The organism is Flavobacterium sp. GNP002, from assembly GCF_054343795.1.
This window is the reverse complement of the sequence record NZ_JBTGUW010000001.1, coordinates 1964339-1986547: the sequence shown is the minus strand read 5'-3', so window position 1 is coordinate 1986547 and position 22209 is coordinate 1964339. Positions and strand designations below refer to the sequence as shown.

Sequence of the window (22209 nt, the reverse complement as noted above, 5' to 3'; positions counted from 1 at the left end):
TTAAAATTGAAAGTAAATAAATTGTTGTTCTTCTTTTCCAAAAAGAAATAAAAGAACCAAAATCAGCAAAGTAAACGACCAGCGAAGAAATCGATTGCCATGATTTCTGAAATTATCCAGAGCAAAATTTCCTTCGCGGCCAAGCCATTCTACTACTATAAAAAACATTACTAAAATTATTAAAAAAGTTGGTCTTACTTCTGGTAGCGTTAATAACGATTTTGAGAAAATTCCTTTTATATAAGCAAATGCTGAAGTAACAGAATCTGCCCTGAAAAATATCCATGCAAAAACAGTTAACCCAAAAGTGGTCAGTATTTGAAACGTTTCCTTAAAATTGGGCAACCAACGGTTTTGTGCAACAACACCTAAATTTGTCCTGTTTTGATTCGTTAAAAGTAGGGGCAGAAAATACAAAGCATTCAAAAATCCCCAAATCAGGAAAGTCCAATTGGCACCGTGCCAAAAACCACTGACTAAAAATATAATAAATGTATTGCGAATCTGCATCAGTTTCCCGCCTTTGCTTCCGCCTAAAGGAATGTACAAATAGTCTTTAAACCAGGATGAAAGCGAAATGTGCCAACGACGCCAAAACTCAGCAATATCTCTTGAAAAGTAAGGAAATGCAAAGTTTTTGAGTAATTCAATACCAAATAATTTTGATGTTCCCAAAGCAATATCTGAATACCCACTGAAATCACCATAAATCTGAAACGTAAAAAACAACGCACCAACCACCAAAGTACTTCCGTTATAACTGCCGGGGTCATTAAAAATTTCATTTGCAAAATGCGCACAATTATCTGCTATTACAATTTTCTTGAATAAACCCCAGAGTATCTGATACAATCCGGAAATGGCCTGGTCGTAATTAAAGTTTCGTTTTACCTTAATTTGTGGTAACAAATGAGTCGCCCGTTCAATTGGACCAGCAACTAAAAGTGGAAAATAAGAAACAAAAACAGCGTATTCCACAAAATTTTTCTCAGCAGAAATTCGTTTTTTATACACATCAATCACATAGGACAATCCGTGAAAAGTGTAAAAGGAAATTCCAACTGGTAAAATAATATTCAGGGTTGAAACATCAACTGAAAGACCAAATCTGATAAGTAAATCCCGAAAAGAAAGCACAAAAAAATCGAAGTACTTAAAAACCCCGAGAAATGATAAATTGATTCCAATACTGAAATAAAACCAAAATTTCCGAATAGAACTATTGTTGCTTTTATCCAACTGTAAACCAGAACAATAATCCAATCCCGTAGAAAATAACAATAAAAAAACAAAACGCCAGTCCCAACAGGAGTAGAAAAAATAACTAGCCACAAGCAGTAAAACATTTTGCGCCCTCAGTGATTTTTGAAAGACAAACCAGTACAATAAAAAAACGATTGGGACGAAAACCGCAAAGGAAAAAGAATTAAAAAGCATGTTAGTATGAGATTCCTTTTAAGGTTTTTAATTTTTGTTGTGTTTGAGCTGTCATTCTTTTTCTAACTTTTATTACCATAGGAAAGCTCCAAAACATGTTTCCAATTGCTAAGCAATATAATTTAAAATAAGTTGTGTCGGAAATGGCATATTTTTTAAAATTGTGCCACAACAAGCGGAGTATTCTAGGCAATGGATTTGGATAATAAACCACATATATTCTAAAACTATTTTGAAGCTGTTTTTGAAAACGAAAGTAATTCTTTCCTTGTAATTTTCGTTTTTGAATATCTACTCGATGATTCACTGCTACTTGATTCGTGAAATAAATATCATAATTCAAATCCATCACGGCTATGGATAAACAAGTCTCTTCTCCATAAATATCAATCCAAGTAGGGAATCCAATTGTTTTATCATATATTTTTTTACGAACAGCAAAACCACAGCCGATAAATTCAGTAGTCAGGAATCCTTCTTTTTTTGTATGTTCCAATTGCTTTTTGGGGTTTTCAAACAACCCTTTTATTTCAGTAAAAGCTAAAATTCCAAGATTTTGATTTGTATTAAAAAAACTTTTAATCGTTTCTATTGGGTTATCAGAAATCAAATGGGCATCGTCATCCAAACCAATAAAAATTTCACCTTTGGCCTGCTGATATAAAAAATGGCGAGCTGGCGAAGCAGAGATACTTTCAATTGAGACATGCCATTTTACCCAATTGTATTGACTTTGTAATTTCTCCGTTGCAACACAACCATCAATAAATACTAAAACTTCGTGATGAGCTGCATCAAAAATCTTATACAGTTTTTTTAAAGTAAACTGTAATTCTTCAGGACGATTTTTGGTAACTATTAAAAAAGAAATTTCCATTAATTCAAATTAACATTTTGATACAAACCTATAATTTCTTTTTGTAGCATTTCTCTACTATAGTTTTTCTGAATGAAGCTAACATTGTATTCTTGCGCCTTGGCTCTTAATTCTTGATTTTCAATAGCGCTTTTGATTAGATTGGCTATAGCCTTGGTATCATTTGTGTCCTCAATTAAAAATCCATTTACACCATGCGTAATGACTTCTTCCGTTACCTTCCCTGGATTCGATTGAATAGGAAAAACACCCATCCCCATTGCTTCCAACAATGAATTTGGCATTCCATCAGAACTACTATTACCGATATAAAGAGAGCAGTTCCCTAATTTTTGCAACAGGAATTTATTCTGAATAAATGAATTTTTAGTAATTACTTCAACTTTTTTTTGCTTGAAATATTCTGAATTTTTCAAGTAATCGAATACGATTTCATCAGCGCTAAAAACTAAAAAATCAATTGATTCATCTAACGGTATAGATTCAATTGCTTTGATGACTGCCAATGCTTTTCCAACACCATCCTCATAACCCTTCACACAAATGGTCTTTCGAGTATTATTGGATTGAATAAAAGATTTCTCAATTGCGATCCCCCCATTTCCGGGAAAAACACCAAGAAAATTAGCAGTAAAACCCAACTGCTGTGCAATTTTAAAATCGCGATTACAATCAGTAATTAGATAATCAACTCGTTTTAAAAATGATTTTGCTGGAGTTGTTCTAACGTCTAAACTCTCGTAATTAAACATATCACTTCCCCAAGAAGAATATACAAATGGAATTTTATTCTTTTCAATAACCGATAAAATGGGCAAACCAGCCAGTTTCATTTCAAAACAATGCACAATATCGGGTTGAATTTTTTTTAGTAAATTTTCAAAAACAGTATCGACTTTGTTGACTATGATTTTTTCTAGCAAAGAATATAATTGAGGAAAACTCTTTTTTATTTTGTAACGAAACGGATAGTCCAGTTTTAATTTCCAACCATTAAATTGTTGTACCCAATTGATTCTCTCTGAAAATCCTGCTCCATCCGTTATATCAAACCAAAACACCTCATAGCCTGACTCTTTCAACTGGCTGACCCATTGAAAAAAATGATGATTCGGTATGGCTACCATAAGGATTTTCATATACTAAAATTAAGATTATAATGTATTACTTTCTACTTCAAAAAGTTCCTTATAATTCTCATTGAATGAATTTATATCAAATTTATTTTGAGCATATTGAAAAGCATTTTTACCCATTTCTTGCATCTTCTCTCTATTATATACCAGTTGTTCAATAGCTTTTATGAAGTCCACGACAATTTCTTCTTTAGTAGTATTCCTAATTAATATTCCGTTTTTATTATTAGTTATATGCTCACTTATCCCTCCAACATTCGTACTTATAGAAATAACACCCTGCACCATTGATTCCATAATTACCATTGGAAATCCTTCGTATTCAGAAGTTATCAATAAAAGAGAAAGTTCTTTATATAAACATGAAAGCTCCTCATTACTTGTTAACTCGCCTAAAAAAACAACACCTGCATTTTCTATTTGGTCAAGATTACTTTTCATACCTGTACCTGCCATATAAAATTGAAAATTCTGCGGTATTTTTTGGACTTGCTTAGCAATTTCTAGAAAAATTTCAGGTCGTTTTTCATCAGACCATCGGCCTACATATCCAACTTTTATGTTAGAATAATCTTTTGCAAAAAAATTTCGATTTGATATGGATATACCATTTTCGATAACTCGAATTACTTCATAATATTCTAACCCTATATCATTACGACTATACATTTCTAATAAATCTTTTTTAGTACTTTGATTAATAACAACCCTCTTATCTATATACTTTACACTATTTACTACCTCCAATTCTGGGCTATCAGTTCTACTAAAAGCATGAAATAAATCTATTCGAACGATTTGACCGGAAATATAAGGAAGTATTTGATAAAAATAAGCAGCATTACTTCCAAATACAACCTTACAATTATTGGATGTGTTAATCGTTTTGTAAATGCTTTTTTTTAACATTCTACTTACAAATGAATTTCGCTTATTGAGTATTGGGTTTATTTCAATACATTGGGCACTAGCTTTAAATTGCTCCTGAAAATTTTTGGTGGCTGAATTCAAAGTAAAAATGACACAAACATTTTTATTACTTAACGCTTTTACAATATTCAAATGTACTTTCTCGGCGCCACCTGTATGATAATACGGGAAAAAACATACTATTTCAGCATCTCTTATTTTCTTTAAATCGAAAACTAAGAACTTAAATAAATTCCAAAATCCATAAAAGAAATAAATAGTGCTTTTGATTTTTGTTTTCAATTTTCTAAAATTAATTACTTAGTAAGTTGGTGTGTTTTTATCCTAAAAAAATTATTTACTAATGAATGAAGATAGTATTTAATCCAAAACAACTTTTCTTTCTTTTGTTTTATTAAACGTATAAACAATACAAAAGCTTTTTTATATTCTTTTTTGGCATTCTGTTCAACTAAAAACCCCCATTCCTTATCAAAAATACAATTCAAAAGTTTTTCTTTATTAATATCACAATTTATATAGCTATAAATATCCTTTAAAATATTTACATCTATAGAATCCGAATCTCTTAATCCTGAAGAAACTCCAATATTCTTTCTATAAACCGAAGTTATATCTGGTATATAGCAAATCTGACCTTTATCTTTAATCGTCCATAAATAAGTAGACCAATCACCATAAGGGTATTTCTCTACCCAAGTAGGCAAAGAATTAGTAAACTGTACATTTCTAAAAACAGCTGTCACAGAAAAAATAAAATTAAAACGAATTAAATCTTCAAAACTATTGTATTTTAAATTATTCAAATTTATAAAATCCTCAAACTCCCCATTAGCAAAAAGAAATTTCACTCCAGTATGAACAATTGAATAATTAGGATTATTTTCTAACAGATCAACTTGCTTTTGCAATTTATACACATCAATCCAATAATCATCACCATCACATATAGCAATATATTTCCCATTACACTTCTTAATAGTTCGCATATAATTGGCAATAAGTCCAATATTTATATGAAGACTGGGTAATAACATTATTTTATCTCCGTATTTTTCAGCATAACGTTCACAAATTTTTCTTGTTTGATCAGTACTATAATCTTCTCCAATTACCAATTGATAATTAAAATTGGTTTGTTGCATCAGAACACTTTCAATCGTTTGAGCGATAAATTGCTCTTGATTGTAGGTTAATATAAATATACTTACTGTAATATCGTTCACTTTAAAAAAATTATAAATAAGAAAAAAGGTCTTTATAATAACTTCTATTTTAATTTGCCAAAAATGGAGAAGCCGAAAAAAGTCTTTAAAAAAAGATCTACAACAAACTTTTTATCTTTTAATTTACCAGATAAAGATTTATGTTCTGCATAAAATTTACAAAAATAATACCTATACTCCTTACTATATTTTTTGATCATATACTCATTAGTATCAATAGCCATGTCTTTTGTAAATGATCTAATCATTGAATTCTCAGCAACAAAATATTTAAATGTTATTTTTTGCAAATGAAAAAAATCGACATTTAATGCCCCAAAAGCAAGCCATAATTCCCAATCTTCAAGACCTTGATATGGCATATTTTCATCATAACCGCCTACTTGTTCCCACAATGTTTTTTTATATATGGCACAAGCATCAATATAGTTATAGGTAAGCATTTTCTCAAAATCATATTTCTCGACTTTCCATAAACCTTTTTTTAAACCAAAAAATTCTGCATCACCATAAACAACTCCAATTTCTTTATTTCTTTCAAAAACTGTAATTGCATCATTGGTAAAATCATGTATTAATTGATTATCTGAATCTAAAGGCAAAATATAAGTACCTTTCGATTTAGTTATAGCAAAATTCCTTGTTTTGCCCAAACCTTCATTTTGTTTGGCATAATATATAAAACGAGGGTCTTTTTCAACCCAATTTAATGCTATTTGTTCAGTGGTGTCAGTTGAACCATCGTTTACAATTATAGCTTCCCACTCTTGAAAATCTTGATTAAAGACTGACTCTAATGTTGTTTCTAAAGTTGATTCAGAATTAAAACAGGGAATGATTATACTTAACTTAACACTCATAAATGGTTTGATTATTTAAAAAAGAGCCAATAAATTATTTAGTTACAAAACCATACAGCCCAGAATACATCTGTCCGTTTTTAAAAGGTAATTGTTCCGTTTTATTATCTTTCTTAATTAAAAAATTGGTAAATACGCTTACAAATGGCTTCATAATATTTCTATATTTCTTAGAAAATCTAAATTCAAAAAACAAGGCAACTGACAAAGCAAAATGATAATAAAAGCCCCCTAAAGGTTTAATAACCGACGATGTATATTGCGCTTGTTTAAAATGCTCTTCTAATGCAAAAGGAGTAAATCTATTATAATCGTAAGGAGCTTCATGCAAAGGCCAAATTCCAGGTACGGTAAAAAAGAAAATGCCTCCTGGCTTTAAAACTCTTTTAATTTCTTTTAAAATAGTAGCCGTATCAAAATAATGTTCTAAAAATTCCGTAGCCAAAACAAAATCTACTGATTCGTCTTCTAATGGAATTTCAGTACCGTTCCAATAAAAATCAGGTTTTACATCATGATGGTATTCGCTTGGCTCTAAATCAATACCTACATAATTTTCAATTTTATCAGACATCAAAAATTCCTTATAGGGCATAATTCCACAGGCTAAATCAAGTACTTTACCTCGCAATTTAGGTTTCAACTCAGCAACAGCGGCTAACAATGACTTTCTTATAATATAAACAGAAATGGGCAAGATTTTAGGTTTCAAATCAATGAACCAATCTTTTATAATTTTTTCAACATCTTTCTTCATAATATCTTTATTGTCTTAATAATTTATCTGGGTTATAATAAACCAATACTCTGCTGGGTTCAAAACTCTTTTATTTTTCTTGAAACAACTCATGATTTTCAATTATCAATGGTTTCAAAACGTAAAGCTATATTAATACCATCACTATTAACGAGAGTTAAATCCTCAATTTCCGCACGTTACTAATATAAATTAATTAAGCATTTACAGTCTTTCCCCAACCCAACTTCCCTTCATCAATTTTATTTAAAACATGCTTTCTTATATATTTCAATGCTCTTTTTTCTTTTATATGCCAAGATAGATATCCAAAAACTATCGAACCTACTACAGAAAAAATTAGTAATTCATACGTTTTCAATTTAAAAAGATACATCAAAGTTTGTTGAATAGGAAAACTATAGATATAAATACTATAAAATTCATTTACAAGACCTTTAATATTTTTATATGATGAAAGCTATTTTCTTTATGGTTTGCTTGGTATAATTCTAATTTCTTTTTTATAAAAATAGGATTCATAACATTGGTTTATCCAATGATTTGAATTATCTCTTATATCCTCAAAATGAATCGTTTTTGGCAAATTCTCGAGTTGAGGTACAACAATTTGTTTTGATTTATTTTTTAAGATAATTTCATATCTTTTTTTTAATGCCTGATCATAGGCATAAGCTTTACCTGATAAAAGATCTACATAAGCGGTTCTGATGTTATTATTACCTCCTAAACGTATTAGTACTAAAACCATTAAAAATATTCTAGTCCATTTTGAAAAAGTTAAAAAATCTGTTTTATTTTTTTTTAATCTGAAAAATAAAACAAAGGCTAAATATAAAAGACCTATCAAAAAGAAGAAATAAATTAGATTTAGTGATCGAGCTGGAACCCATTTAAGACTATAATAAATAGGAAATACACCAATTAATGGAAAAATTGCAACGATTAGGAAAGGTAGAATCAATTTAACATCGAAAATATTGGAATTAATCTTTACTTTTTCTTTTTGGAGATGTTCAAAAAAAAGTAAAAAAGCAATTAAAATGGAAGGAAGCCAATTACCGATATTGGTTTTGAAAGCATTTAAAGTTTTTAAAAATGAGTAAATTAATTGCTGATTACCTGGGTAAGTATTAACTCTTGAAGCCGAGCCGGGTGATAAAACAACAAATGCAGAGCAAATACAAATAAATACGAGTAGAAACAGCAACTTATAATTTATATTGTGCTTAGCAATTGCATTATATAGAAAAATTGTTCCAATTATTAGACCACTATACATCATTGCAATTTCATTTAAACCTACCACTACAAAAGAAAGTAGGATACTGTACAGCAAATATTTATTTTGGGAAGTCTCTAACAATTTAATCAGAAATGAGAATAAAAAAACAGATGAAATTATTGATAATTGGTAGGTTACGGAGCCAGCTAACCAATAAAAACCTTCAGCTGTAGATTCCATTTGTAGAAAATACAATATAGTTATCAAAAAAGTCAAAACAAACCTATTTTTTTTTGATAGCGAAATAAATATCGCAGAGCATAAGTGATGAATTGATTGAATAAATACTATCAATAAAAAAATTGGAAATATCTTATAAATTACAAACGATCCTGATAGAAAAGCTTTAATACTTATTATTGCAGTTGAACAATACCTACCCGTCCAATTATTATATGCTTCAACTTGAGTTTTTAAGTACCCTAAATCTCTCGTATAGTTATTGTAACAAAAATCATCAGCTGATGGGTTATTAAAAATTGAAATAATAATAAAAGGCAATATTGTTAAAACACCTGTAATGATAATAAAATTACTACTTTCAAATAGTCTCAAGAGTAGTGATTTAATTCTTGTAAGCATAGGATAAAAATTATTTGTATTTATTAGTAAAATGGTACCTAAACGGTAAAGCTAAAACATCTTTTAGCATCCTGATTGAATCTTTTGCTAAACTAATAGTTGATTCATCATTTCCGCCAAAAGTAACGGGTATTCTTTTAATATCAAATTCATTTTTATAACATAAGTAGAGAACTTCTATATCGAAACCAAAACCATTAACAACCAACTTGTTAAATAAATGATTAGCCACTTCTCCTCGAAATCCCTTTAAACCACATTGTGTATCTTTAATACCAGTAACGACAAATCTTGAAACAATACCAGTAAATACAAAACTAGAAAGTTTACGAATAAAAGTAACTTTTGCAAAATATGTCGAATGTACAGATCGCCTATTGCCTATACAAACATCAAACCCTTTAAAATCAAGATAATATATCATTTCATCCATCACTTCAAAGCCATAAGGTATATCAGCATCAGTAAAAATTCTAAAGTCGCCTTTAGCTATAATCATACCTTGTTTGACAGCGTATCCCTTTCCTTTGTTCTGATGGTAGGAAATAAAAATCAGATTGTTATTATAATTTTTAATATATTTCTCTATTAGTAACCCAGAATCATCAGAACTGCCATCATTGACTAATATTACTTCAACATCAACCTCTACATTATCAATCCATTGAGAAATATACTCTAAAGATTTAATAATAAATTTCTCTGCATTATAAATAGGAATTATAAGGCTTAATTTTGGATTCATATTCAGAATTTTTGGTTTTGATTTAGAATTTAGTAGGCCTATTCAACATAAAGGTTAGTAAATAAATGTAACGTTTTAGAGCGTAAAATAAACTTGTAAAAAACGTCTTAAAAGTGTTTATTACAGCTCCCACAAATGATTTATTAGCACTTAAAAAACTAACATCTTGATCCCATAATTGGTAATTACCCACCACATCGTTCTTGAACCTGAAAAACAATTGCTTGGGAGTTCTTGTAATTTCGTAAGCAAAAATCGAGGGTACAAAATCAATATTATATCCTTCTTGCAGAACTCTGGTAGTCCATTCCTTGTCTTCAAAAGTAGCTACATCTTCTCTAAAAGGATACTTTTCCCAAACTTTTTTACTAAAGGCTGAACCTGAAAAAATTAATCCTGATTTATTAGGATCAACTGTAGCAGGTATTTTATTGATAAAATTGCGATAATCATTAGGTTGATGCAAACAACGTAATCCAGCTAGATTAGGATTGTGATCAAATTTATCCTTAATTAACTGAAAGAAATCATGACTCACCGGATACGAATGGGCACTAAAAATAACCACAATAGGATGTTTGGCCTCGCGAGCACACACATTGGCACTGCCGCCAAAACTAAACCTTTCAATGGTTACAAAACGGGCATCGTACTGTTCACAAACCTTTTGACTGTCATCAGTAGAACAATTATCTACAACAATAATTTCCGCAATGTCACCAGCATATCTTTCTGTCAAATTTTTCAACAGAAAAGATAATGCTTTAGATTGGTTTTTACTCCTGATTACTACTGATATCATTCTCTCTTTTTTAGCCAATTTAGAAGTACTCTATAAGGCTTTGTCATTACCTTCCCTATTTTGTATTCAATTGAATTTTTAAAATGATCGTGTCCCTTTTTCTGAACTTTTAACTCATAAAAAAGGACTTCCATGCAATTATCAAAATCTTTAATATATAGTTCTTTGTGCTTGGTGAAAATATACTGTTTCACATCCTCCGCATGTGATTCAATAGTTTGCATCAACATGGATTGCTGTGCTTTGCGATAATAGAATAAAAACTCAGGGATAATCTTGAAATCCCAGCTTCTCTTAGTAACATTAAGCCAAAACTCCCAATCTTCAAATCCCTTCTTCATCGTTTCATCATATCCTCCTACTGCTGACCAACATTCTTTTCTATACAATGAAGTGGCTACTAACTGATTCACATAATGCAAATAAATGGTTCGATCTCCTTGTGGTTTCAATTCATGAAAAGAATCTGCTATGGTATTTTTGAAAAAACGAGTGTAGCAGGACACTATTCCTAACTTTCGATTTTGCTCTAATTCAGGAACTGTTTTCATCAAATAATCTACATCCAAGATATCATCAGCATCCAAGGGTAAAATAAATTCACCTTTGGCTACGCGAATACCTGCGTTTCGGGCAGAAGACAATCCGCCATTACTTTGTTCAACATATTGAAAACGAACATTTCGTTCACACCATTGTTTTGCGACAATAGCGGTGTCATCAGGACTACCGTCATTTACAATAATACATTCCCAATGTGCATAACTTTGATCTAAAACGGATTGCAAACTTTCTTTCAAAAAATAAGCTTGATTGTAACAGGGTACTATTATGGAAACTATTGGACTCATCTTCTGTAAAATATTTTTTTTATGGCTCGCAAAGGTTTCAAAATAATCTCCCCGATTGTATAATTTATTGAATTCTTTGCTTTATGGACACTATTTCTCAAAAGTGAATTTTGACGTAACAATTCCCCAATGTAAAAATCCAAACGCTCGTGATACACTTCTTTGTGTTTTAGGAAAATGTAATTTCTTAATTCAAAATCATGTTTTTTTAATGCGTTTTGATCCCTAGAAACTTTTTTTATTCTGTAGTGTGATAAAACTTCTTGGATGACATGTATAGTTCCTCCCAATTTTAAAATTGCAATCCAAAATTCCCAATCTTCATAGCCCTCTTTCATTTTCTCATCAAATCCTCCTATGGTTAGCCAGGCTTTTTTTGTGAACATGGCACTCGCTCTTGATTGATTTTTTACTATAAAGTTTTTTAAGTTCCCTCCTTCAGGCTTTATTATTTCAACCGTTGTATTCGCTTTGAAAATGCGACAGTAACTACTCACAGCCACAACCTCATGATCTTTGTGAAGTACAGCGACTGCTTTTTCAAAAAAAGTAGGCTCATAATAATCATCGGCATCTAGATTAACAATATAATCTGTCTTTGCCATTGCAATGGCTCGATTTCGAGCAACACTAACCCCTTTGTTTTCCTGATAAATAACCTGAACTAAGTGATGATTAATTGCGTTCAATATTTTTTTGGTTGGTGCATCTGAACCATCATCAACAATAATAATTTTTTCAGGCAATAAAGTTTGATTGTATAGTGATTGCAATGCTTCCATGATGTACTGCCCATCATTATAACAGGGAATAATAACCGTTACGTTGCTCGCTAATAATTTAGACATTATACATTTTATTAAATTAAATACACACTCGCCAAATAGGTGAATTTATAAAGTTATTTTTAAACTAATAGGCTTTCATAAAGTGATATTGTACAAGTACTTAAACGCACTACACAACATTAGTTCTAATCAATCTCTTACGTATTTAGCAAATTTATAACCTCTTTTTGTTAATACTCCCAAAAGTATAATTAGTGGATATAGAAGCCCCTTTAATCCATTTACTCTTAAAAGTAAACAGGTAGCTCCCAAAATATTCTCTGGCCATTTTTGTTGAATAGCTAGCTTATACGTTAGTATTATATGGCTTGAAAGCAACCATTTCAACAAAGGTTTTGAAGCCAAATCTTTAATATATAATGCGGTTACATAGTATGTTTCTGCATTCATCGTATCAAAATACAATTTATCTTTTTTTGCTTTTACCACAAGTCCATCATCATGTATAAGTCTATGAGTTAATATTTTAGGAATCAAAAAACCATTATCTGTAAACATTAACAATTTTATATTGTACTGATACTCAGTCGCTTTATCTCGTATACCACCTCTAAATTCTAATTGATTTGCAAAATAGCGTTTTACCAACAAATCATTAGTAATCCAAGCTGTTTTCCATTGCGCAAAATTGATTGCACTTAATGAGGAGTTTACTCTATCTATCTCATAGGGTCGCTCTAAAAAATTTTTTCCATCAAAATTGATACAGTCTGCCACTACAAAATCATAATTACCTTGCTCTAGAGCAGTAACACTAACTTCTATATGATCAGACAACATGATATCATCACTATCAAAAAATTTAATGTATTCTCCTTTTGAAAGTGAAAATCCATAGTTTCTTGAATAGTTTGCACCATTTTTTATAGTATCTGGACGAACTATATAATTAAATCTACGATCGGACCTTACTATCGGATTAACTATAGCTGCAGTATTATCTGTCGAACCGTCGTCAATAATAATACATTCAAAATTTTGATAGGTCTGAGATGCAATAGAATTGAGTGTATTCTCTATAAGGGTTGCTCTGTTGTAGGTAGCAATTATAATTGAAACTAATTTACTCATTATGTAGATTTGGATTTAAGTATTTTTTTAATAAAGCTAAACCATGCCACAATTCGATGCCCAAGTTTAAAAGAGGTACTCTCTAATACTTTTTGTTTTTCCTGCTTAAGTTTATTATTTTGTTGCACTAATTCTTTGAAAATATATCTCGCATTATCTGTATAGTCATCTTTGTATTTATCATAGATCTGCAATTTTAACTCCAAGTCATTCTTTGTAGCAATAGCTGTTCTTGACCCCTTTATATCTGAATAATTAAACAAGACCTCCTTTACTACTCCAAAAGTATATCCTAATTTTAATATTCGTATGTTAAGATCCCAATCCTCGTACCCTTTACTCATAGCGGTATCGTACGCTCCAGCTGCGAACATAACTTCTTTTTTAAATAATAAACAAGAAAGCACACCATTGTTTAACAAACAAGACGAGAGCGATACCATTGGTGGGATATAGGGTTTTACTTTCCTGTCTTTAACAATCCGAACATAACCACACATTACACCACCATAAGATGCATCTTCCGAAAATTTAATTAAGGCCTTTTCTACAAAAGAAGGATCAAAATAATCATCGGCATCTAATGTTAGAATATAGTCACCCATTGCCTCTTGTATTGCAACATTTCTAGCAAAAGACACGCCTTTATTTTCTTGGTGTATTACTTTTAGTTGCGCATAATTTGATATTAAATGCTCTAAAAGTCTTCCCGAATTATCTGTAGATCCATCATTTACAACAATAATTTCAGACACTGGACTAGTTTGGGACACCACACTTAATATGGCTCTTTCTATTGTAGTTTCAGCGTTAAAACACGGGATTATTGCAGATACAGTCATAAATATCAAATTAACTAAGTAAAATGTAGCACCAAAAAAATAATTTAAGATCTCTTTTTCTTTAAAACAAGTCCAAATACTCTAATAATACTGTTTAGAATTTTCAATAGTTGCTTATTGGTTACAAGTATTTCTATGCCTTGATCTAGCTGATTAACAAGTTCCTTTTGTCGCTCAAATTTAATTAACAATTCTTCAAAAGATGCAACGTAAATATCAAAATTTTCTAATAGTACTTTTTTACGTTCTTCAACATGCTGTTGATGATAAACCGTAGAAGTTGACAAACCTCCCTCATAAAAAGTAGCTATAATGTGATCAATCTTACAGTGAGAAACATTATGTCTACATAATACTTTAACAAAAAAGGCCCAATCTGAAACTATTTTTAGATCTGTTCTGTACAATCCATAGGTATAGAATAATTCTTTTTTCATAAAAGTAGACGAATGGCCTAAGGATGTTTGTTTTAGAAAAGGAAAATCAATAAAATCAGGATAGCGATTTCTAAACCCTTTACCTTGTTCTACCACAATCCACAAATCACCATATACAATATCCATATCTAAGAGTAATGACTTTTTTGTTGTCAATAAAATATTGTTATTATACAACACATCACCGCTATTCAAAAAAAGCAAATATTCCCCTGTTGCAACTTCGATTCCTTTATTCATGGCATAGTAGACACCTTGGTCTGGCTCACTTACCCAGTAGTCAATATGTTCACTTTTACTGTCGATATATGCTACACTGCCATCAATAGAACCACCATCAATAATAATATACTCAAACTCTTGCCAAGTTTGGTTGACAACGCTCTCCACGGTTCTCTTCAGTCCCTCGAGATTGTTGTAGTTGATGGTAATAATGGAAAGTTTAGGCATTACATATTAATTTTAAATTCTTGTTTGACTCTATCAAAATAAATCAAAGGTGGATAACTAAAATCTAATTGTTTCTTTTTGATCATATCCAAATAAAATACCTTGGTCAAAATTCTTTTTAAAAAAGTATACGGCATTATATTCATTACGATATTGTACTTTTTTATGCTTATCAACAATTCTTTTTCTTTTTTCGGAATAAGATTCTCTATTTCTTCTTTTATCTTCGTTCTTGCTTCTACCATATATTCATCAAGAAAATTCATAGACAATTGCCCTTCACTTCGCTGTCGAAAACCTCCTAATAGAGCTTGTGTAACATATAATTTTTCACTTCTAAAAAAACGAAGCCATAATTCTAAATCAGCTGCATATTTCATACTGGAATCAACTTTACTTCCTGATTTTGTCCATAAAGAGCGTCTCCAAAAGACAGATTCCTGCTGAATCCATTCAAAATTCCCAAGATAGTAATCTAATTTATTCCATCTTTTTAATGGACTAACGGAGACCGTTCTTCCCAACTCATCAAAAGTTGAAGGTATGCCCATCAACCAATTAACATTTTTAATATTAGTAAAGATTTCTGCTACTGTAAAAAATGCTTTAGGATGGTACAAATCATCTGAATTGATCCATGCCATAATTTCGCCTGTTGAATAATCAAATCCTTTTTGAATGGCATCATACAATCCTTTATCAGGTTCACTAACCCAATATGCCAGTTGACTTTCATATTTTTTTATTATAGCAACTGAATTATCAGTACTTCCTCCATCAATTACAATATACTCTAAATTAGGATAATTTTGAGCCAAAACAGATTGTATTGTATGCTCAAGATACTTTCCCCCGTTAAAATTTGGAGTAACTATAGAAATTTTTGGATAAACAATATTCTTACTCATAAGTATTAAAGCTAAATTCTTTTCTGTCCTTCTTAATAAAAATCAAGTCAAACTGCCATAATGAATTATCTTTTTTCCTATGTAATACGTCTACTAAATCAATTGGCAAAAAACCTAATTTATCCATATAAGCACACATTTCCCAAAACCTGATACTTTTGTCGGCAATTATGAAGTTATACACTTCAATAATAACAATATTTGATTTTTTTAAGGTTTCTTTAGCCCCTTCAAGAATAGGTAATTCATAACCATGTGTATCTAGCTTGATTAGAAAAGGTGGTTTTAATGAGTTTTTATAAACTTCAATATCTATTGTAGTCACTGGTACTTTAACCAGATTTCTGTCGTCTTCTTTTTCAATCGCCAAACCTCCAAAAAGATCTGAATCGTCAAAAAAAACAAATCCTTCTCTTCCCCCAGCAGCTGCAATTTTGTAATCTACATTAGGATATTTCCTTTTAAATTTATCTAATGAAAATTGATGTTCTTTTTGTGCTTCGATCAAAAAATAAGAAGCTTCGGGATAATATTTAATACAGCTTTCAGACCACATTCCATTAGATGCGCCAATATCGATAACAGTTTCTATTTCAATTCCTTTTAGGAAACTCCTTTCTACTCCAGCTTCCATATTATTTTTGTCAACCCATCTTTTTTCTAAATCTTTTTTCTTATAAATCTGATAACCAAATTTATTTAAAATCCTTTGAATCACTTTTTTTATCATATGATTGGTTTACTCCTTTATTACTGAAAATGCATTATGAGACAATTCATTTTGAATTGATTTCCGATATAACTTCCATAAATTTTTCTCCAAATAAACTTAACTGTTCGTTATAATTAAATTCTGGAGTACCAATCTTGTTCTCCAAAAATAACATTATTTGATCTATTAATTCGTTTTCATTATTGGGATTGAAATAATACGCTTGATTTCCCAATTGTTCTTTATGCACATTCAATGACGAAACGATTAAGTTTTGATTCATGGCTTTGGCATCCTCAACGACACTACTCCAGCCTTCAAAAAGCGACGGCTGGATTATAGCCAATGCATTTTTCATAAAACACAATTGTTCGCTTCTATCAATAAACCCTAAAAAATTTATATTATCCTGTAAATTGTTTTCGAAAACAAATTGTTTTATTTCGTCAAAATAAGTTGGATTTCTGGAATCAAACTCTTTACCTGAAAAAAGAACTTGAATATTAAAATTATGTTTCTCTTTTATTTTTCGAATGGCTTTTAAAACTACAATATGGTTTTTATGCTGCCAAAATTGATTTGGAGAAAAAAAATAAGGGCCATCTGATATTTGATATTTTCCTTTAAGTACCTCTATTTTAATATTCAAGTAATTAGGATGAAAGACCGAAAAATTAACCACATACTTTTTTGACCTTGCTGAAGGGTATAATTTTTCAAAATCATGACATGCATCATTACTGCTGAATAAAATATGTTTATCACTCGGCAACAGTTCTTGTTGTGATTTTTTCCTAAAATTCAAATACTCTTCAGAGAATAAATGAGGCAAGTATACTTCTTGAAAATCGGGTATCCAATACAAATGTTTTTTTATGGAATTGGAAATTTGCACCTCACTTGGATGAAACAAAACATCAATTCCAAAATTTATTTTTTTCTTGGGAATAATCCTTTGTGGAAATAGTCTTCTTATTATCTTGTTTCTGAATTTCTCAAAAAAAGACAGTATTGTATTTAAGTCTTTATATGTTATGAATGGATAATTCAATGCTTTGATAGAATCAAAAGAGGAAATACCGTTACTTAAAATAACCAAATGTGGTTTTCTTGTATCTGGCAATAATTTAAGGGACTGTACTAGGTTTTGATAATAATAAGTACCCCCAATCCAATTCTCATCATAAGAGTAAATGATCCCTACTTTGATTCTTTTAGCCATTCTGCATATTTTTTTAGCCCTAAAGACAAATTAAATTGAGCTTTAAAACCATATTTTTCAAGCTTTTCCATATCAGCAAGCCAATTATTAGGGTCGCCTACTTTGACCTTGCCATTAAACACTACCTTCTTTTCTGGTGAAAACTCATTCAGAAAAAGTTGTGCCGCTTCGGCAATTGTAGTTTCTACCTGACTGGCAACATTGTAAATGGAACCCTGAAAGGAAGAATGCTGGATAACCAAATCCATAATTTGCATCAAATCATCGATATAAATAAAATCACGGGTTTCGCTGCCTGTTCCATAAAGTAAAATTACATCGTCTTGAAGGGCTTTTTGATACAAATCCCAAAACAATTGTTTTTTCAACCTTGGTCCGTAAGCCGAAAAGACTCTCAAACTGCAGGTATTCAATCCAAAAAACTTGTGATATTCCGCAAGCAACAACTCGCTTTGCAATTTATGAAAACCATACGGTGACAAAGGTTTGCAACTACTATTCTCCGTAATGGGCAATAATTGGGGATTGCCATAGACGGCGGCACTCGAAAAATTGACAAACTTACATTCCGGATTATAATCCCGAATAGCTACCAATATTTTTTGAACATTGACAACGTTTAATTCAAAATCTTTAGAAGGATTCTCAAATGAAAAACCCACGTGGGCTGAACCAGACGCATTGATACAAATATCAAATTGCTGTTCTTTGAATAGTATAGAATAATCAGAATTATGACGACTGATTTTATAAAAGTTTTCACCTGAAGATTCATTGACATCAGCTTGCCATACTTCAAGTCCTCTTGCTGTAAAATAATCTACACAATGACTTCCTATAAATCCTCTAGAACCTATGATTAAAATTTTCATTTCTTTTTATTGTATTCAGGTAAATACTTCACAACAACCGCTGGATTTCCTGCTACAACAGTCCAAGGTTCCACATTTTTGGTCACCACACTTTTTGCACCTATTACGGCGCCTTCACCAATGGTAACTCCTTTTAGAATAGTCACATCAAAACCAACCCAAACTTTAGATTCTATTACTATAGGTGCATCTGCAACACAAGACCAGTCTTTATTAACTACACTATTGCCGTTGCAGTTAATATAATCATCGTAACATTGTTGATTATCATTTTTACGTTCTTCCCAATAAATGCTGTGCGAATTATGGTCATAAATAATGATTCCCCATGCCATCGTCACATCATCCTGTATTTCTATTTTATTTCTACTAATAAAAGTAACACCTCCCAAATGCACATTATCTCCAATGGTTACTTCTCCTTTTTCAGATTCAAAAATAAAATGCGCATTTATTATTCCTTTCTCGCCAATTCTTACATATTTTCGATTTTCGATTTTGTCAATAACATCAAAGCGTATACTTGAATTATTAGGCATAAAAGTAGAAGCCTCCTTTTCAAAATAGTCTTTATATCTCTGAAAAGAAGTCATTTTAGGCTTTTTTTTCTTGAATTTATTAAGGATTTTGCGAATCATTTGATTTTCCTTTTTAAATACCTCATTACCTTAAAACCAAAACTAATTATTTTAGTGTTATGATATTTTTTTTCTAACTGCAAAAGAGTAAGTTTTCGAGCTTTTTTATAATTTTTCCAATTTTTATAAAGCTCAAAATACATATTTGCCTGTGTCTTGATATTGAATTCCTTTTCTACTTTTTGTATACCATTTTTACTTAATTCAAACAAAAGGTTTCTATCATTATTAAGGATCGAGATTTTATCTACAATTCCACTTACATCATTTATGTCAACAATATAACCAATGTCATTTGTAATTACTTTTTTTATTCCTTCACTAAAATTATATACAATCGGGACACATCCAACACTCATAGATTCAAGTAATGAAACTGGTAGACCATCATGTGAAGAAGGCAAAACATAGATATCTTGAGCTTTTAAAACAGCTATAACTTCCTGATCTGTTTTGGGAATATGGAAGTGAAAGTTTGAAAGACCGCTAACTTCATTTTTAAAATTTTCTCGCTCCTCACCATCTCCCAAAATTGTCCAATTAACTTCAATGTTTTTATCTAAAAGCCCTTGATTAATCTTTGGTAAATCATAGATGCCTTTTAATTTTACATGACGAGCCAAAAAAACTAAATTTAATTTTCGATCTTCATTTTTACTTCTTGAAAAATTTTGAATTTTAACACCGTGCTGAATAAAATGAATATCATTTAATCTTTGCGGAAGCAACTCTCTTATATTCTCATAAATTTCAATATTATGAGCAATAAAAACGTCTATCAAAAAATCGTATTTTTTTATTAAACACAAAAATCCTTTGTCATGACAAATAAAAAATACCGTTTTATTAGACTTCGGAAAATAACTCATCGTTATCAACTCCTCTGATAAATTGGTAACAATCGCGCCTTTTCTATTTGAAATATGCTGATTGAATCTTTTTGCAATGTCATATTCTGATTCATTTTCAAATTCAAAAACAACATCATTAATTCCTAATGCAACATCTTCTAGCCTTTTTGCTTCCCAATGTAATGGATCTAAATAAATACATTTTACATCAAAATAATCATCCGGTTTATTCGCTAACATATTTCTATGAAAGCTAGAACCTCCTCCCATTAAATTTTGACTAATGACTATTAATTCAGGTTTAGAGTGCATTAATTACATCTATTTTATTAATCCTTGTGTTAAAAATTTCTTTACCTATCATACTATTTCTTTTCTCAAAATCCGAAAATTGCTCACCATCAACCTTCCTGTTTAATGAAAATTTAGCTTTGATAAATCCATCTTCCGGTGATATTTTTTCCAACCCTTTCATTTTATCATTTCTAATGAAATAAGCATTATTGCCTTGTGAATTACATCCTATAAAACTATATCCCTTTTGATCTGCCAAATCGCACAAAGAAGTTAAAGAAGTTCCCCAATAATACATGTCATTAACTTTGTCCCAAACAAAATCTTCTTTGTAAGGTATTGTCCATGGGTTTAAACCAAACTCAGCATTATATTCTGAAACTACAATAACAGGATTGATATTTTCTAAAGATTGCCATACCCAATAATCATTACCATCGATATCAATACTTAGCAAGCCTAAATCTTTATCAAAATTCCTAGATTTTATCAAATCATTTATATTATCTTTTGTAATAAAAGATACAATTGACTGAAGATTAAAAAAATAACTAACTACATCATTTTTTATATAATCTATATTAAGCTGGTCTCCATCAATAACCAATCCACGCCATTTGTTATTAAATAATAAAAACCGTGTATTTGATTCGGTATATTTCTCAACACCAAATTCTACAAATGTTTTATTAGGTATATCTAAATAATTAATTAACCATTGTATGATTCCATCATCTCCAAATTGGGAAAAAACCTGGAACTCAACCTCGGACAGTTCCTTTATATTGCTTTTTTGTGAATTTAAATGAGACTGGATTTGTCCTAAATTTACTTTTGGATCTTTATAACCATATAATTCCCTTTTAGAAAATTGATTTTTTTTATTTAATTCATTATAAATCAAATCAATTTTTTTTACTAAGTTTTTAATTTGATTGTATTTTTTCCTAATTAAATTCATGATACGTATTTTGTAATTCTCATCGGATTGCCTACACAAACTGCAAAATCAGGGACATCTTTTGTCACAATTGTATTCGCACCAATAATTGCTCCCTTACCTATTTTAACACCTTTCATTATTGTAGAATTAAAACCAATCCAAGCATCATCTTCTATAAATATTTCTTTTTCCTCAAGATTATTCTCTTTCTGCAATCCAACAGAAATAATTTGTTTAAAATCTTCGTGTCGTAATTTTGAATCCAAAGGATGTGAATTATTATCATGGATATTTACGTTATGAGATATTAATACTCTATTACCAATAGTTATTTTTTTTGCTGACCAAATTTTTGTTCTTTCACCAACAAATGAATAATCACCTATAATAATTTCACCTCCATGACTAAATGTTAAAAGCTCTCCTCTAACATCGCAATTTTCTCCAATAACAATTTTTGTTTTATCTTCTAAATTATTATTAATTTTTGCTTCGCTAAAAATTCTTGTATTCGTTCCAATAATTGCATTTTTATTATTGAAATCATTTATGAAATTTTGTTGTTTCTCTAATAAAAGAGCAGCATTCTTTTCATGAAGCCTATAAAAAAATTTATAAATTATTTTTCTCAAC

The 22209-nt window shown here is 30.4% G+C and carries 24 protein-coding genes; all 24 read right to left on the bottom strand.

Features of this window, described 5'->3' with window-relative positions:
* The 24 genes from ACXX80_RS08710 to ACXX80_RS08595 all read right to left on the bottom strand — a co-directional run bounded on the left by ACXX80_RS08710 (nt 1) and on the right by ACXX80_RS08595 (nt 22208).
* Nucleotides 1–1437, bottom strand: a complete 1437-nt coding sequence (locus tag ACXX80_RS08710; protein ID WP_458552849.1) for an MBOAT family O-acyltransferase — start codon at nt 1435–1437, stop codon at nt 1–3.
* Between the two features lies 1 nt (nt 1438).
* Nucleotides 1439–2314 carry a glycosyltransferase family 2 protein gene (locus tag ACXX80_RS08705; protein ID WP_458552848.1) on the bottom strand — a complete coding sequence of 292 codons (876 nt, stop codon included), beginning with the start codon at nt 2312–2314 and terminating at the stop codon, nt 1439–1441.
* Nucleotides 2314–3453 carry a glycosyltransferase gene (locus tag ACXX80_RS08700; RefSeq protein WP_458552847.1) on the bottom strand — a complete coding sequence of 380 codons (1140 nt, stop codon included), beginning with the start codon at nt 3451–3453 and terminating at the stop codon, nt 2314–2316. The genes ACXX80_RS08705 and ACXX80_RS08700 overlap by 1 nt, the downstream gene beginning before the upstream one ends.
* Before the next feature lie 15 nt (nt 3454–3468).
* Nucleotides 3469–4662, bottom strand: a complete 1194-nt coding sequence (locus ACXX80_RS08695) for a glycosyltransferase family 4 protein (RefSeq protein WP_458552846.1) — start codon at nt 4660–4662, stop codon at nt 3469–3471.
* Nucleotides 4663–4676: 14 nt separating this feature from the next.
* A complete protein-coding gene (locus tag ACXX80_RS08690) occupies nt 4677–5606 on the bottom strand; it encodes a glycosyltransferase (protein ID WP_458552845.1) in 930 nt (309 codons plus the stop codon).
* Between the two features lie 44 nt (nt 5607–5650).
* Nucleotides 5651–6466 (bottom strand): glycosyltransferase family A protein, encoded by an 816-nt coding sequence (locus ACXX80_RS08685; RefSeq protein ID WP_458552844.1) that lies wholly within the window; start codon nt 6464–6466, stop codon nt 5651–5653.
* 34 nt (nt 6467–6500) lie between these two features.
* On the bottom strand, nt 6501–7223 hold the full coding sequence (locus tag ACXX80_RS08680; protein ID WP_458552843.1) for a class I SAM-dependent methyltransferase: 723 nt from the start codon (nt 7221–7223) through the stop codon (nt 6501–6503).
* Nucleotides 7224–7419: 196 nt separating this feature from the next.
* Nucleotides 7420–7599: a hypothetical protein gene (locus tag ACXX80_RS08675; protein WP_458552842.1), complete on the bottom strand. Its 180-nt coding sequence runs from the start codon at nt 7597–7599 to the stop codon at nt 7420–7422.
* Between the two features lie 93 nt (nt 7600–7692).
* A complete protein-coding gene (locus tag ACXX80_RS08670; RefSeq protein WP_458552841.1) occupies nt 7693–9090 on the bottom strand; it encodes a DUF6056 family protein in 1398 nt (465 codons plus the stop codon).
* A 10-nt stretch (nt 9091–9100) separates the two neighbouring features.
* Entirely contained in the window at nt 9101–9835 is a 735-nt protein-coding gene (locus tag ACXX80_RS08665; protein WP_458552840.1) for a glycosyltransferase, read from the bottom strand.
* A 22-nt stretch (nt 9836–9857) separates the two neighbouring features.
* Nucleotides 9858–10637: a glycosyltransferase family 2 protein gene (locus ACXX80_RS08660; RefSeq protein WP_458552839.1), complete on the bottom strand. Its 780-nt coding sequence runs from the start codon at nt 10635–10637 to the stop codon at nt 9858–9860.
* Nucleotides 10634–11488 (bottom strand): glycosyltransferase family 2 protein, encoded by an 855-nt coding sequence (locus tag ACXX80_RS08655; RefSeq protein WP_458552838.1) that lies wholly within the window; start codon nt 11486–11488, stop codon nt 10634–10636. Before ACXX80_RS08655 ends, ACXX80_RS08660 begins: the two co-directional genes overlap by 4 nt.
* Entirely contained in the window at nt 11485–12336 is an 852-nt protein-coding gene (locus ACXX80_RS08650; RefSeq protein ID WP_458552837.1) for a glycosyltransferase family A protein, read from the bottom strand. Before ACXX80_RS08650 ends, ACXX80_RS08655 begins: the two co-directional genes overlap by 4 nt.
* Nucleotides 12337–12465: 129 nt before the next feature.
* Nucleotides 12466–13407: a glycosyltransferase family 2 protein gene (locus ACXX80_RS08645; protein WP_458552836.1), complete on the bottom strand. Its 942-nt coding sequence runs from the start codon at nt 13405–13407 to the stop codon at nt 12466–12468.
* On the bottom strand, nt 13407–14249 hold the full coding sequence (locus ACXX80_RS08640; RefSeq protein WP_458552835.1) for a glycosyltransferase family 2 protein: 843 nt from the start codon (nt 14247–14249) through the stop codon (nt 13407–13409). Before ACXX80_RS08640 ends, ACXX80_RS08645 begins: the two co-directional genes overlap by 1 nt.
* Nucleotides 14250–14293: 44 nt before the next feature.
* Nucleotides 14294–15136 carry a glycosyltransferase family 2 protein gene (locus tag ACXX80_RS08635; protein ID WP_458552834.1) on the bottom strand — a complete coding sequence of 281 codons (843 nt, stop codon included), beginning with the start codon at nt 15134–15136 and terminating at the stop codon, nt 14294–14296.
* Nucleotides 15136–16044, bottom strand: a complete 909-nt coding sequence (locus ACXX80_RS08630; protein WP_458552833.1) for a glycosyltransferase family 2 protein — start codon at nt 16042–16044, stop codon at nt 15136–15138. Before ACXX80_RS08630 ends, ACXX80_RS08635 begins: the two co-directional genes overlap by 1 nt.
* Nucleotides 16037–16774, bottom strand: a complete 738-nt coding sequence (locus ACXX80_RS08625) for an FkbM family methyltransferase (protein WP_458552832.1) — start codon at nt 16772–16774, stop codon at nt 16037–16039. The genes ACXX80_RS08630 and ACXX80_RS08625 overlap by 8 nt, the downstream gene beginning before the upstream one ends.
* A gap of 46 nt (nt 16775–16820) precedes the next feature.
* Nucleotides 16821–17978: a glycosyltransferase gene (locus tag ACXX80_RS08620; protein ID WP_458552831.1), complete on the bottom strand. Its 1158-nt coding sequence runs from the start codon at nt 17976–17978 to the stop codon at nt 16821–16823.
* Nucleotides 17957–18850, bottom strand: coding sequence for an NAD-dependent epimerase/dehydratase family protein (locus tag ACXX80_RS08615; protein ID WP_458552830.1), 894 nt, complete (start codon nt 18848–18850; stop codon nt 17957–17959). Before ACXX80_RS08615 ends, ACXX80_RS08620 begins: the two co-directional genes overlap by 22 nt.
* Nucleotides 18847–19488, bottom strand: a complete 642-nt coding sequence (locus ACXX80_RS08610; RefSeq protein WP_458552829.1) for an acyltransferase — start codon at nt 19486–19488, stop codon at nt 18847–18849. Before ACXX80_RS08610 ends, ACXX80_RS08615 begins: the two co-directional genes overlap by 4 nt.
* The gene (locus ACXX80_RS08605; protein WP_458552828.1) at nt 19485–20651 is read right to left on the bottom strand and encodes a glycosyltransferase family 4 protein; all 1167 of its coding nucleotides are present in this window, start codon (nt 20649–20651) and stop codon (nt 19485–19487) included. Before ACXX80_RS08605 ends, ACXX80_RS08610 begins: the two co-directional genes overlap by 4 nt.
* Nucleotides 20641–21594 carry a hypothetical protein gene (locus tag ACXX80_RS08600; RefSeq protein ID WP_458552827.1) on the bottom strand — a complete coding sequence of 318 codons (954 nt, stop codon included), beginning with the start codon at nt 21592–21594 and terminating at the stop codon, nt 20641–20643. Before ACXX80_RS08600 ends, ACXX80_RS08605 begins: the two co-directional genes overlap by 11 nt.
* Nucleotides 21591–22208, bottom strand: a complete 618-nt coding sequence (locus ACXX80_RS08595; protein ID WP_458552826.1) for an acyltransferase — start codon at nt 22206–22208, stop codon at nt 21591–21593. The genes ACXX80_RS08600 and ACXX80_RS08595 overlap by 4 nt, the downstream gene beginning before the upstream one ends.
* Nucleotide 22209 lies beyond the last annotated feature (1 nt).